We start from the raw sequence: 13,738 nt of genomic DNA on the forward strand, positions 1-13,738 counted from the left end.
TTAAAATCATTCCACTTCTAATTGTTTTAATCGCAGGCTTTCGCCGCTCTCGATGCGCAAAGCGTGGCCGCCGCAGTGCGGGCAGCCGGCGTCATGCCGCTCAACCGCTACGCTGGTGCTGCAATCCCAGCACCAGGCACGCGCCGGTTGATAGTTCAGATGCAACTGGCAACCCTCTGCCAGCGTCTGGCGGCTAGCGCTGGCGAAGCTGAAGCGCAGGGCCTGTTCTTCAATGCAAGACAGCGCACCGATCTCCAGCCACACCGCCGTGACTCGCCGGGCACCGTGCTGCCTGGCCTGCTGCTCAATAAGCTCCATGGTGCTCAGGCACAGGCTGATTTCATGCATCGGCTCCGTTCCCCCGTTGCAGGCGGAACAGCGCACGCCGCCGCGGATTGCTCGGGAGGCTACCGTCTACCACCGGCAGCGATAGCGCCATGCGCGCGCTGTTTTCCGCCAGTGCCAGCGCCTGATCGGCCCGCAGTGAACTTTCCAGCGGTGACATCAGCGAGCAGGCCAGATATTGCCCGCAGCCATCGATCTCGCCCAAGGTAAAGCTGACGTTGCCACAGGGCAGCGCCAGCGCCAGCTTTTCGCCGACCTGGCGCGGTTGCCACTGCTGCTGCGGGCCGGGGAGCACCAACAGGCTGAGCATCCAGGGCGTGAGCATGCAGCCGATCCACTGCTGTTCAAACAGCTGAAACCCACAGGCACGTATCGGGATTTGCGAATGGAAAAAAGGCAAATCGCGCATGCCGTCGGCGGCGACGGCCTGAAAGGCCGCTTCCAGCAGCGGAGCAGGGGTAGTTGGAAAACCGTTAACAGCATCGCGCATCGGCGGCCTCCTTGAGCGTGACCGGCACACCGCTGGATTGCAGCGCCACCAGCACCTGCGCCAAAGCCGGTTCAATCGCCTGAGTGACCCGCGGGCTGAGGCCAATGCCCGGCTCCAGCGAGGCGGGCACCACGCCCACCAGCGTTAAGCGCCGTGGGAACTCCTCGGTCAGGCGCAGCGCCATCAGCACGTCCGACAGCCCCAACTGATGCGGCGACACCTTACGAGTAAACAGCGCGGGGATCTGTTCATCGTGCAGCACTACCACGCTGCCCGCTGCATCGCCGGTCAGCACCGCATCGGCCACGATCAGATGATCGCGATCGGCCATCACTTCCATCAGTTCCATACCGGAGGTGCCGCCGTCCAGCACCTCCACATAGGCAGGTAACACAAAGCGCTGTTCCAGCGCTTCAATGATGCGCACGCCGACCGCTTCATCGCTCAATAACAGATTACCGATACCGAGTACTAGAATACGCATCACAGCACCTTGACCCTGGTCACTTCATTGCCGGTGGTGTCGACGATGTGCACAGCACAGGACATGCAAGGGTCGAAGGAGTGAATGGTTCTTACCACCTCCAGCGGTTTGGCCGGATCGGCCACCGGCGTCCCCACCAGCGAACGCTCGTAAGGACCTGGCTCGTCGTTATGGTTGCGTGGCCCGGCATTCCAGGTGGAGGGCACCACCGCCTGATAATTGGCGATCTTGCCGTCTTTGATCACCACCCAGTGGGACAACGAACCGCGCGGTGCCTCGATAAACCCGACGCCGCGAATTTCCCCAGTCAGCGGGATATTGGGGCGGATAAAGGTTTCGTGATCGCCTTTGCCGATGTTTTCTACCAGTGCCTGCCACTGTTGGCCGAGAGTTTCATGCAGCACGCAGGCATGCACCGTGCGCCCGACGATCCGCCCCAGGGTGGATGGCAGCTGTTCTGCGGTTAACGCCTGGCCGGTCAAGGTTTGGTAGGCGCCGTTGACGCGGCCGAAGTATTTCTGCGTCGGCTGATGTTCGGCCTGCAGGCTGCACATCAGCCAGCCCAACGGCCCCATCTCCACCGCTTTGCCGTAGAATGTCGGTGATTTTACCCAGGAATATTTACCGTCTTCCTGCCAGCCGGTGTAATTCGGGCGCGTCAGCCCTTCCCAAGGTGCTAGCGGCTGGTCGTCCTGATACCAGGCATGTTTGCCGCTTTCCTGAATGCCGTTCACCAGATAAGCATCGCGCTGGTTGGCGATCGGGCGGAACTTGCCGTTATCCAAGAAGCCCCCCGGCAGCAGGTAAGTGTCGCCTTTGCGATCGGTCGGCAACTCCGGCAGGCACAGATAGCAATCCGCGCCTTTACCCAGCGCCAGCCAGCCCGGATAGTGCGCGGCGATCACCGCGCTATCCACCAGATAAACCTGCTCGATAAAGTCGCCGAGGCGATCGATAAAGGTTTTCAGGTACATCAGGCGTTCAAGGTTCAGCACGCTAGGGGCGTCCAGGTTGATCGGGTTAGCCACCCCACCCACCGCCAGGTTCTGGATATGCGGCGTTTTGCCCCCCAGAATAGCAACCACCCGGTTGGCATCACGCTGGCACTCCAGCGCTTGCAGGTAGTGTGCAACGGCGATCAGGTTCACCTCCGGCGGCAGCGCCATGGCCGGGTGCCCCCAGTAGCCGTTGGCAAAAATGCCAAGCTGGCCGCTGGCCACCAGATCTTTTATCTTCTGCTGCACGCGACTGAATTCGGCGGCGCTGTTGAGCGGCCAGCTCGACAGGCCACTCAGCAGGTCGGCCGCTTTTTGCGGATCGGCCTGCAAGGCAGAGGTGACATCGACCCAATCCAGCGCCGAAAGCTGATAGAAATGTACGATGTGATCGTGAATGCTGTGGGCGGCCAGAATGATGTTGCGGATATACTGCGCATTGACCGGCACTTCCATGCCCAGCGCATTTTCCACTGCTCGCACCGACGCCAGGGCATGGGTGGTGGTACAGACGCCACAGATACGCTGGACGATCATCCAGGCATCGCGCGGATCGTTACCTTGCACAATCTCTTCCATGCCGCGCCACATGGTGCCAGAAGACCAGGCTTTCACCACCTTGCCGTCTTCAATTTCGCAGTCAATCCGTAAATGCCCTTCAATTCGGGTCACGGGATCAATGGTGATGCGTTGGCTCATGCTCTACCTCTATCTGGTTGTTTTCATGCTTGTGTTGCTGCGCAGGCAGCACCGGTAACAACCTGATCAACAGGATGTACGCACACACTTCTATCGCCACGAAGCCGATGGAGATCAGCAGTTCGCTAGCAGTCGGGAAATAGCCGTAACCGTTACCGGGATCATAGGCCAGCAGTGAGTAGTTCAGCCGCCACAGGGCCGCACCACAGATCATGCTCAGCGCACCGATAAACAGCAGGCGTGAATCTCTGCGATTCCGTTGCCAGCGGAACAGCAGCAGCGGCAACAGCATCAGGCCGATTTCCAGCCAGAAAAACAGGGCAAAACGATCGAACTGCCACAGGTAGCCGGTCTTATGGCGATAAATCAGCTCGCCAAAGCGCAGCACGATAAACAGCAGCAAAATGACATCGATGATGTAGCTCATGCGGGTAAACAGCGGCGTTTCCCGCGCGCCCTTGCCCAATAACCCCGCCTGCACCAGCGAGCCTTCGAAGATGACAATCGAGAACCCCAGAATGCCCGCGGTCAGCAGCGAGAACAGCGGCAGCATTTCATAGCTCTGCCACAGCGGATGCACCTTGATACCTGCGGCAATCATCAACGATCCCATCGACGACTGGTGCATCGCGGGCAGCAGTGCGCCCAGTGCGATAATCAGGAACATGGCCTTATTCAGCCACTTCAGCGATACCTTCCAGCCCAGGCGTTCAAACAGCGCCGGCGCAAACTCCAGCGCCACCACGCCGATGTAGATCGTCATACAGACCGCGGTTTCAAACAGCACGGAAGAGGTGTTGAAATGGCCGGGAATGTAGAAGTAAGGCAGGTTCCAGTAGCGACCGACGTCAATGGTGATCGACAGCCCACCCAGCGTATAGCCGAACAGGCTGGCCAATAGCGCCGGGCGCACCAGCGGATGGTATTCGCCACGGTTAAACACATACACCGCCCAGGCCAGCGCCCAGCCGCCACAGGCCAGACCGGTGCCCACCAACAGATCGAAGGCAATCCAGATCCCCCACGGGTAACCGCCGTTCAGATCGGTCACCGATCCCAGCCCCAGCACCAAACGCTTCAGGATCAGCAAGGCGCAGAGCACCACAAACGGGGCCAACAGCATTACCGGCCAACTCACCAGCCGCCCGCCAAGGGGCTGCGTTTTATGCGTCGTCATGTTCGTCTTCCTTCTCATCCTGACGCGCTTTACGCGTGTTGCGGTGCGCCAGAAAGGTGATGCCGGTCAGTGCGGCCAGCGGCAGCACCATGCCGCTGTACAGCGAGTGCTGCACATGTTCGGAGCGCGCACCGGTCGACAGAGGCTCCAGCGGCGGCAGGCCCAGCTTCTCGAATGGCACCCCGGTCAGCACCAGCACCTGCGTCCCGCCCCCCTCTTCTTCGCCATACAGGTGCGGTTGGTAGTGCGGGATCGTATGCTCATAGCGATCATCCCCTTGCAGCGTCTGCCGTGGGAAGCGGTAGCTTGCGCCGGGCTTGAGCGACAGGCGCCGTTTCGCCTCGGCCAGCAGTTGCTCGCGGGTGCCGAAGATCACCGCTCCGGTCGGGCACACCTCCACACAGCCGGGCAATCCGCCCTGATCCAGGCGTTCAACGCCTTTCTGGTTGCACAGTTCGCACTTGTGGATTTTGCCGAACGGGTTGTCGTAGTCGTATTTCGGCACGTTGAACGGGCAGCCAACCATGCAATAGCGGCAGCCGGTGCAGACATTGGGGTTGTAATGCACGATGCCGGTTTTCGGGTGCTTGGTCAGCGCCTGCACCGGGCATACCGAAACGCAGTTGGGATCGACGCAGTGCATGCACTGCTTTTTGATATAGGCATAGCCATCTTCCAACTGGTCTTTATGCTGGCCGTTACCGCTGCTCCATACCTGAATGATGTTGTTGGTGTAGGGGCTGAGCTTGTCGTTGTTCGACCAGGTGGCTTCAGTGCCCGCGTAGGCATAGGTTTCGCCGTGCGCTTGGTAATCGGTATGGTTGATCTGCTGGCATTTGCTCACGCAGGCCTGGCAGCCGACGCACAGGGTCGAGTCATACAGCATACCCAGCGAATCGGGGATCGGGGCTTTGTTCTCGGCACCCGCCGCCGCCGGGGGCACCCCGCCCACAATGAACGCGCTGCAGGAGGCCAGTTTTAGAAAATTACGTCGGTTCACGGCTTACTCCTTGCGCGGCGGTTGATCGTCATCTTTGCGCTGCTGTTTCTGCTGCCGCCCCAGTTCTCTTACCGTCATCAGGCTGACACCGGCCACCAGCCCAACTACGCCCCCCAATAGACCAACCGCCGAGGCGCTGACGTGCCCGCCTTCGGCATTCTGTACCGCCGGTTTGGCGTAGCGCGGGGTGGGGTTTTCAACGTTTGCCAACTGCGCAATGCCCTTGGTAAAGCCGATCCCCTGCTCATTGCAGCCGTAGCAAGGGTGACCGATGCCCACTGGCCAGATACCGCCGCCGACGTCGCAAAATTCCAACGTCGAGCAGTTGCCGTAGGTTTCCGGCCCTTTACAACCAAGATGGTAAAGACACCAGCCTTGGCGGTGCCCGTCGTCACCGAACTCTTTGGCAAAACGCCCGGCGTCAAAGTGCGGGCGACGTTCGCAGTTCTCGTGAATCAGGCGGCCATAGGCAAAGTCGGGGCGGTTTTTCGCATCCAGCTTCGGTGGCCGTTGGTAGGTGATGATGTGTGCCACCGTGGCCAGGAAGTTATGCGGGTTGGGTGGGCAACCGGGAATATTGATCACCGTTTTGCCCGGCAGCACCTCCTGCAGGCTGACCGCGCCGGTCGGGTTAGCGCCGCTGGCGGCAACGCCGCCCCAGGCCGCGCAGGAACCGATGGCGATCACCGCCGCAGCATGCTCCGCCGCGTTGCGGATGTGCTCGACGATCGGCTGGCCCGCCACCATACAGTAGATACCACCGTCCTTCATCGGGATCGAGCCATCAACCACCAACACATATTGGCCCTTGTATTGCTCAATCGCGCGGTGCTTGTTCTCTTCCGCCTGTTCGCCAAAAGCGGCGGAGAGCACTTCGTGGTACTCCATGGAGATCACGCTGAGCAACAGGTTTTCGATCGTGGGGTGGGTCGCACGCAATAATGATTCCGTACAGCCGGTACATTCCTGGGCACCGATCCAGATGACCGGTGGCCGCTGTGGTGCCCCTACCGACTGAGCTATTTCGGCAGCGGCCTTGCTATTGAGCCCCATGGTGGCGGCCAGAGCCGCACAAAGTTTCATAAAATCACGGCGATTAACGCCATCTTGGAAAAATGACTGACTCTCCCTTAGCATTATTATTTGTCCCCTGTATAAAACGCCGATAAATGAACGGGCGGTTAATTTTTTGTTATATGTAGGGTGGACTGTGTTGATCTCTATCAACCTTTAATGGGTTAATTATTAATATTTTCATAACATGAGAAAAATCGCTTCAGCAAAAAATATTTAGCTTGCATCTCTTCATCGTTACCAGTAATAACTTCAATCAAACAAGAATAACTCTCATTATTAATTAAAAGCGCCCCCCAACAGGGAATTATTATAGAAGTTTAATTATCACTCATCGTAATAAAATCAATAAATTTATCAAATTATACCACTCGCCGTCATTAGGAATTTCGTTATTTATTTTTATAAAGCACAAGAAATTAAACTCATTAAAAACAATAAATTAAAACAAATCACAGAATATAAAATAGCGCTAAAAATTGACTTCAGACAAATATTAGCCACGATAGCAAGGTATAGTAATGGTGTTTATGCAAGCAGCATGGCCCCATAAAACACCCTAAGAGCGGATTAATAATATTCATTGGCAAAGCCACTACTCCCCCCTGACTCGCCAGTTAACGCTATTATCCCGTAGAAATATTCACCTTGCTCACGTAAATGACATTAATGCATCAGTCCAGAATTGCCCTAAGCCCAATACCAATGGGTAAATAAAACAGCTTGATTGAAACAGGCTTTAAGAGGGAAGCATTTATGAACAACATCCAGAACGAGGATCTTCTTAATCACCCAATCAGCCGGCGAAAATTACTTGAAACCAGCACGGCTGCCGGTTGCCTGCTGGCGGCGACGTCAGGATTGGTTTTACCGTTCCGTAAAACCACCGCCGCCGAAAACCAGCCTACCAGCGCACCACCGGCAGACAAAGTGGTCTGGAGCTCCTGTACCGTCAACTGCGGCAGCCGCTGCGCCTTGCGCCTGCACGTGCGTGATGATGAAGTGTATTGGGTTGAAACCGACAATACCGGTAACGATGAATATGGTAACCATCAACTGCGTGCCTGCCTGCGTGGGCGCTCGATCCGCCGCCGTATGAATCACCCGGATCGCCTGAAATACCCGATGAAACGCGTCGGGAAGCGCGGCGAGGGCAAGTTTGTCCGTATCAGTTGGGATGAAGCGCTGGATACCATCAGCAGTAAGTTGAAACACACCCTGGATGAATACGGCAATGAAGCAGTACACGTGCTGTATGGCACTGGGGTGGACGGCGGCAATATCACCAACTCCAACGTGCCTTACCGGCTGATGAACTCCTGCGGCGGCTTCCTCAGCCGCTATGGCAGCTACAGCACCGCACAAATCACCGCCGCCATGCCCTATCTTTACGGCGCACAACAGGGCAATAGCCCGGATGATATCGCCAACAGCAAACTGGTGGTGCTGTTCGGCAACAATCCGGCGGAAACCCGCATGAGTGGCGCAGGCGTAACCTACTATCTGGAACAGGCCAGAGAACGCTCCAACGCGCGCATGATTGTGATCGATCCGCGCTACACCGACACCGCCGCGGGCCGGGAAGATGAATGGATCCCGATCCGCCCGGGCACCGACGCCGCTTTAGTCGCTGGCATCGCCTATGTGCTGATTAACGAAAACCTGGTAGACCAGGCGTTTCTCGATAAATACTGCATTGGTTATGATGAGAAAACCCTGCCCAGCAGCGCGCCGAAAAATGGCCACTACAAAGCCTATATTCTGGGCCAAGGCGAAGACGGCGTGGCAAAAACCCCCGCCTGGGCGGCACGCATTACCGGCATCCCGGCTGCGCGCATTATCCAACTGGCACGTGAAATCGGCATGACCAAACCGGCGTATATCTGCCAGGGGTGGGGGCCGCAGCGCCACGCTAACGGTGAGCAAACCGCGCGCGCCATCGCCATGTTACCGATCCTGACCGGCAACGTCGGGATTAACGGCGGCAACACCGGCTGCCGCGAAGGATCCTTTGATCTTGGCGTGGAGTGGTTTGACATGCTGACCAACCCGGTGCAGACCAAGATTTCTGTTTACACCTGGACCGATGCCATCGAACGCGGCCCGCAGATGACTGCCAAACGCGACGGCATTCGCGGAAAAGACAAGCTGGATGTGCCGATCAAGTTCATCTGGTGCTACGCCAGCAATACGCTGATCAACCAGCATGGCGATATCAGCCGCACGCACCAAATCCTGCAAGATGACGCTAAGTGCGAAATGATCGTCGGCATTGAGCACTTTATGACCTCTTCCGCCAAGTATTGCGATATTCTGCTGCCCGATCTGATGCCAACCGAGCAGGAAGACCTGATCCCCCATGAGTCGGCCGGGAATATGGGCTATGTGATCCTCGGCCAGCCAGCCACCTCACGCAAATTTGAACGCCGCCCGATTTACGAGATCCTGTCCGAAGTGGCCAAGCGCTTAGGTAAAGAAGCTGAACAGACCTTCACCGAAGGCCGTAATCAGCAGGAGTGGATCCAATACCTTTGCGAGAAAACCCGTGAACGCAATCCGGATATGCCGAGTTACGAGCAGTTGAAAACGGTGGGGATCTACAAGCGCAAATGCCCACAGGAACACGTGGTGGCGTTCCGCGAGTTTCGCGAAGATCCGCAGGCCAATCCGTTGAAAACGCCGTCGGGCAAGATTGAAATCTACTCCGAACGGCTGGCGGAAATTGCCGCTACCTGGGAACTGGCGGCCGAAGACGTGATCCACCCGCTGCCGGTATATGCCGCCGGTTTTGAAAGCTGGGAAGATCCAGCCCGCAGCCAGTTCCCGCTGCAGCTGTTCGGCTACCATTACAAAGCCAGAACCCACTCCAGCTACGGTAATATTGACGTGCTGCAGCAGGCCTGCCCGCAGGAGGTGTGGATCAACCCGCTGGATGCGCAAGCGCGCGGCATCCAGCATGGCGATCGGGTCCGGGTATTTAACAACCGGGGCGAAACCAGGATCCAGGCCAAGGTCACCCCGCGGATTATGCCCGGCGTCACCGCCATGGGCCAAGGAGCCTGGCTGGTGGCCGACATGTTTGGCGACAGGATCGACCACGGCGGCAGCGTGAATATTCTCACCAATCAACGGCCTTCGCCACTGGCCAAAGGCAACCCGCAACACACTAATCTGGTCGAAATTGTTAAATTGTAGGAGGATTTGGGGCCGAACTGGGTGGTTCGGCCCCTGTTTTAACCTATAGCCGACGTAATTGCAGGCCTTCTTTTGTGTGGCTAATCTCAAGGCGTTTATTGCTGGGGTGTTGCGCAATACACAGTTCGCCAAATAATACCACCTCGTAACCTAACGCTTTTTTTACTAGGTTCATCAGCCGGTTACGCTTCCCTATCATTCCTTTCATATAGTCACCCCAAACCTCAAACAGAATTGCTGGATGACCAGAATGCTCTAACCATCGACGCCCGCCTTTTAAAACTTCAAGTTCTAATCCTTCAACATCAATTTTAACGAGATGTGCTTTGGGTAGCGATAGCGTGTCAAGAGTCGATATTTTTACTCGTTCAATTTCTTTAATGGTTGAGCTGAGAAGGTTTTGCTGTGCACGAATATCTGGATCCAGCGATAAAGCCCCCAAATTTTGCTCTGTTAAAATATCAAGAACCGGAACATCAATCTCGCCGTCGACATCTCCTATTGCCATATGATAAGCATAACAATTACTAAGATTGTTACTGAGCAAACTGGCGCAGAGCTGATAGAACACCTGACGCTGTGGCTCAAAGGCATATAACTTACCGTTTTGAGGCAGGATTTTCTTTCCCATAGGGACAGCATACGCACCGATATTTGCACCAATATCAACAATGACAGGTTCTTCAATACCCTCAATTAACACCTGTGAAATTTGTAATGTAGCGGGTTCCCACACCTCTCCTTTACGAAGCTGCGAATTGATCATATCAGGCCCAGAGGTCAGCAGAAAATTCACATCGCCTACTCGGTATAATGAAATCGTTGAGTCTGATGTTTCTTGACTTTGGGTTGTATTCATGGGCAATTACCTCTATGCCATTATGTTGTGAGCTCGTAGTAAAAGAGCAGTAGCTTTAAATATACCACTTTATAAAGAAAATAGTGGGGCCTCTGAGCCAGCCGATGACAAGTACTCGACTCAAAGTCCCACTTGGGGAACTATATTGACGCCATTTACCCTGAAAAGTTCGGCATTGCTTTGTTGTTGCCAATATCACTACTCTGAGCCTCCAAAACTCGTATCGGGGCTGAGTTAATGGTTTTTTAATGGTGGTTTATGTCCGTTTACCCGTATTCTCTCACTGCGACAGGCTTTGTCATGAGCGAGTTTAATATCTACTTCATTTATTAAAAAAATACCCATTTAGAGGTAAAATATGATGCCTATGTCATGCTTTCCCCCTTAATTTTATTGAAAAATACAAATCAAGGCATCACACAAAACAAAATATCATCTCCCAATATCCCAAAGCTCACTCTACAATCCGCCCCATTAAGAAAGCAGAAAATTTCTTAATCAGCGGTGTTTTTATCATTCACCTCAAGAGTAAGCCAGGATATATTTTCGCCAGGAATCACTCTCAGGATTTTTAGAGTCTGATTTAAGAGTGGTGAAATTAAAAGATACGTAGCAAGGTAGTGACCTTAATATCCGCAATATACCCTGCGCAAGATAGAACAATCACTTATTGCTTAATGTTTTCACTCGATTCTTCTATATATCCACATTAACTGTAAATATTTATTATTTACATAACCCTATGTTACCTACGGCATAACTATGCCGCGTAATCGCTCCGAATAATCGGAATATTATTATCTCTCTATAAGGAAATTATGATGCGTAAGATTTTATCAACCGTGACCCCAGTTGCTTTGCTGCTTTTGGCTACCGCTGGCGGTGCTCAGGCAGCATCTAACGCCCAAATCACCATCACTGGTACCGTTGTTGCTGCAACCTGTGACGTCAGCCTGTCCACCAACAACCTGGATCTGGGCAACCATACGCCAGCTGATTTTACTGCGGTAGCAACGCCAATCCCAGCCAGCCAGAAGGCATTCACCGTAGGTGTCAACAACTGCCAGACTCCTCTGTCCGCTGGCGATACCGCTAACCTGGTGGTAAGCGGCCAAACTCTGGGGGGTAACCCGAATATGTTTAACAGCACGGGCACCAACACCGGTGTGATGCTGCGCCTGGCTTCTGCTCCGGCAGGCACCTATATCACCAACGGTGAAAAACTGCTGGTAGCTACCGCTGGCGCAACTCCAGCGCAGAGCGACTTCAATGGCAAAACGCTGAGCCTGCAGGCGGGCCTGGCATCTACCACCACTACCGGGGTGAATATCGGTGCTATCAACGCGCCGATCCTGTTCAGCTTTGCCTACAACTGATTTATCCCAGGGGGCGATTCATGCCCCCTCATCCTCGCACTTAGGAATTGTTATATGTCCCGTATCTTCCCGTTGTTCTCAATATTGTTTGCGTGGTTTCCCCTGCTTGCCGTGGCCCAAACGGGTGGCTTTGGTATCAACGCAACCCGCCTGATTTATCCTCAGGGCGCTGACAGTATCAGTGTAACAGTGCGTAATACCATGGCCACACAACCGTACCTGGTGCAGGCCAGAATCAGCGGTTCGCAGGACGGGGCTCAGCCCGCTCCGTTTCAGACCAGGCCACCTCTGTTCCGCCTGGAGCCCAACAGCGTCAACCAGGTTCGCATTGTAGCGCAAGGGGCAACTTTGCCGACCGATCGTGAGTCAGTGTTCTATTTCCATGCCAGCGCGATTCCCGCCAGCACGGCTCCCCAAGCGAATAACCAGCAGGCTGGGGTACATGGCGCGGCACAATTTGGCGTCGGGAACATCATAAAAATGTTCTACCGCCCAAACAATCTGCCTTCTTCGTCCCTGGCAGCACAGCAGAATCTGCAGTTTTCCCGCGCTAAAGGGGGAATTCAGGTCAGTAATAACTCACCGTATTTTGTCAGCTTTGCCGAGATCAGCATCGGTGGGCAGGTACTCAAACTGGATACGCCTGCGGCCTTGATGCTGGCACCGTTCAGTAGCCATACCTACCCGACCAGCAAGACACAGGGCGCTGTGCAGTGGAAAACCATTAACGATGAAGGGGGAATCAGTGCGTTCAATCATAACCTGCAATAAAAGAACTCTTCTGCTGACAATCTGGGCGCTGTCGGCCCTGATCGGCCAGCCTGCTCAGGCAGTAACGCTCAATTTTTCCGCTATACTCAATCCAGGAACATGCACTTTCAGCCTGGATAAAAGTACGCTGGCGCTGGACTCTGTTCATCTGTCACAGTTTGCACCTGCAACCTTGCAGGCCGCCCAGCCTTTTACCCTCACCGTGCAGGATTGCAGCGGAACCGATGCCAGCCTGGCTCCGGTTGTTAACGTCAGCGGTGACGGCATCACACGCGATAGTAAATGGTTATTCCGTAGCAGCGACTCCAGCGCGGCCGGTGTTGGCGTCATGCTGGTGAAAACGGATGTCCCACCGGCTTATGGCAGTACAGAAGTCAAAAATGGAGACAATATCCCGCTGGCACCAGCAGGGGTAAATCCCCCCGATCAGAACATCAGGTTTTATGCCGGGATCACCTGCGGCAGCCTGGCATGCACCAGCGACCCTATAACGCCGGGCACCTTGACGGCACGCATTCTGTTTAACCTGGCCTATCGCTGAGGCTGATATGTTCCTGATTGACCTCTATCGTCCGGTCGCGATTACCGGCTTATGTCTGCTGATCTCAGCCCCCACCCTGGCAGCACAGAATCCTGCCGGGGGGATCAGCCTGAACCAGACGCGGGTGATCTTTTTATCCACCGATAAAGCGCAGACCTTGGCGGTGAAGAACACCTCCAAGCAAAACTATCTGATCCAAAGCCGGGTACAACAGGCACCCGACGATAGCACTGCCGCGCCTTTTATCGTGACGCCGCCGATGTTTTCACTGCAACCCGACAACCAGCAATTGCTGCGGATTATCCCGCAGGGCGCTGCCCTGCCTGCCGATCGCGAGTCGCTGTTTTACCTTGCCGTGATCGCCATACCCGCTTCCGGCAAAGAGCTCCCCTCGGCACGGGTGTCCATGGGGGTGCGTTTTGTTATCAAGCTGTTTTATCGTCCGGCCGATCTCAAAATGACACCAGCCAACACCACTTGCAGCCTGCGGTTCAGCCCCGGTGTTAACGGCGTGCGTATCGAGAACCCGACGCCCTACTTCCAGACGTTGGGTCACCTGAAATTCAACGGCAAGCCGGTCAATCTCGATATTCAACCATCGATGCTGGCCCCGATGAGTACACAGAATTACACGGCTCAAGGGCAAGTCACACAGGCCGAATGGCAGACCGTGACTGATTACGGTGGCTTATCCACCCCGTGCCAACAGACCCTCTCTTCGCTATAGGAAAC

The 13,738-nt window shown here is 55.1% G+C and carries 13 protein-coding genes; 5 read left to right on the plus strand and 8 right to left on the minus strand.

Annotated features, from left to right (window positions below):
* Positions 1-6: 6 nt before the first annotated feature.
* From hypA to hybO, 7 genes are read right to left on the minus strand one after another with little or no spacing between them, the layout of a single operon-like run.
* Positions 7-348 carry a hydrogenase maturation nickel metallochaperone HypA gene (gene hypA, locus BMI79_RS10590; protein WP_076942113.1) on the minus strand — a complete coding sequence of 114 codons (342 nt, stop codon included), beginning with the start codon at positions 346-348 and terminating at the stop codon, positions 7-9.
* Positions 341-835 (minus strand): hydrogenase-2 assembly chaperone, encoded by a 495-nt coding sequence (gene hybE, locus BMI79_RS10595; protein ID WP_076942114.1) that lies wholly within the window; start codon positions 833-835, stop codon positions 341-343. The genes hypA and hybE overlap by 8 nt, the downstream gene beginning before the upstream one ends.
* Positions 819-1,319: a HyaD/HybD family hydrogenase maturation endopeptidase gene (locus tag BMI79_RS10600; RefSeq protein ID WP_076942115.1), complete on the minus strand. Its 501-nt coding sequence runs from the start codon at positions 1,317-1,319 to the stop codon at positions 819-821. The genes hybE and BMI79_RS10600 overlap by 17 nt, the downstream gene beginning before the upstream one ends.
* Complete coding sequence (hybC, locus tag BMI79_RS10605; RefSeq protein WP_076942116.1) at positions 1,319-3,013, minus strand: hydrogenase 2 large subunit; 1,695 nt, start codon at positions 3,011-3,013, stop codon at positions 1,319-1,321. The genes BMI79_RS10600 and hybC overlap by 1 nt, the downstream gene beginning before the upstream one ends.
* Positions 2,991-4,190, minus strand: coding sequence for a Ni/Fe-hydrogenase cytochrome b subunit (gene hybB / locus BMI79_RS10610; protein WP_076942117.1), 1,200 nt, complete (start codon positions 4,188-4,190; stop codon positions 2,991-2,993). Before hybB ends, hybC begins: the two co-directional genes overlap by 23 nt.
* Positions 4,177-5,190 carry a hydrogenase 2 operon protein HybA gene (hybA, locus tag BMI79_RS10615; protein WP_076942118.1) on the minus strand — a complete coding sequence of 338 codons (1,014 nt, stop codon included), beginning with the start codon at positions 5,188-5,190 and terminating at the stop codon, positions 4,177-4,179. The genes hybB and hybA overlap by 14 nt, the downstream gene beginning before the upstream one ends.
* A gap of 3 nt (positions 5,191-5,193) precedes the next feature.
* Entirely contained in the window at positions 5,194-6,327 is a 1,134-nt protein-coding gene (gene hybO / locus BMI79_RS10620) for a hydrogenase 2 small subunit (protein WP_076942119.1), read from the minus strand.
* A 693-nt stretch (positions 6,328-7,020) separates the two neighbouring features.
* On the opposite strand from hybO, the gene ynfF reads away from it, so the two are divergent.
* Positions 7,021-9,459, plus strand: a complete 2,439-nt coding sequence (ynfF, locus tag BMI79_RS10625) for a selenate/tellurate reductase subunit YnfF (RefSeq protein WP_076942120.1) — start codon at positions 7,021-7,023, stop codon at positions 9,457-9,459.
* 43 nt (positions 9,460-9,502) lie between these two features.
* Here ynfF and BMI79_RS10630 read toward each other — a convergent pair whose 3' ends face one another.
* Entirely contained in the window at positions 9,503-10,318 is an 816-nt protein-coding gene (locus BMI79_RS10630; protein WP_076942121.1) for an FkbM family methyltransferase, read from the minus strand.
* 821 nt (positions 10,319-11,139) lie between these two features.
* Here BMI79_RS10630 and BMI79_RS10635 point away from each other — a divergent pair.
* The 4 genes from BMI79_RS10635 to BMI79_RS10650 are packed head-to-tail and all read left to right on the plus strand — an operon-like array spanning position 11,140 to position 13,733.
* Entirely contained in the window at positions 11,140-11,694 is a 555-nt protein-coding gene (locus BMI79_RS10635; protein ID WP_076942122.1) for a fimbrial protein, read from the plus strand.
* 54 nt (positions 11,695-11,748) lie between these two features.
* Positions 11,749-12,465: a fimbrial biogenesis chaperone gene (locus tag BMI79_RS10640; RefSeq protein ID WP_076942123.1), complete on the plus strand. Its 717-nt coding sequence runs from the start codon at positions 11,749-11,751 to the stop codon at positions 12,463-12,465.
* Positions 12,440-13,006 carry a fimbrial protein gene (locus BMI79_RS10645; protein WP_076942124.1) on the plus strand — a complete coding sequence of 189 codons (567 nt, stop codon included), beginning with the start codon at positions 12,440-12,442 and terminating at the stop codon, positions 13,004-13,006. Before BMI79_RS10640 ends, BMI79_RS10645 begins: the two co-directional genes overlap by 26 nt.
* Before the next feature lie 7 nt (positions 13,007-13,013).
* Positions 13,014-13,733, plus strand: coding sequence for a fimbrial biogenesis chaperone (locus BMI79_RS10650; RefSeq protein WP_076942125.1), 720 nt, complete (start codon positions 13,014-13,016; stop codon positions 13,731-13,733).
* Positions 13,734-13,738: the final 5 nt, after the last annotated feature.

Origin of the sequence: Serratia oryzae, assembly GCF_001976145.1 — a bacterium.
In the GTDB taxonomy this organism is placed as follows: Bacteria; Pseudomonadota; Gammaproteobacteria; order Enterobacterales; family Enterobacteriaceae; genus Chania; species Chania oryzae.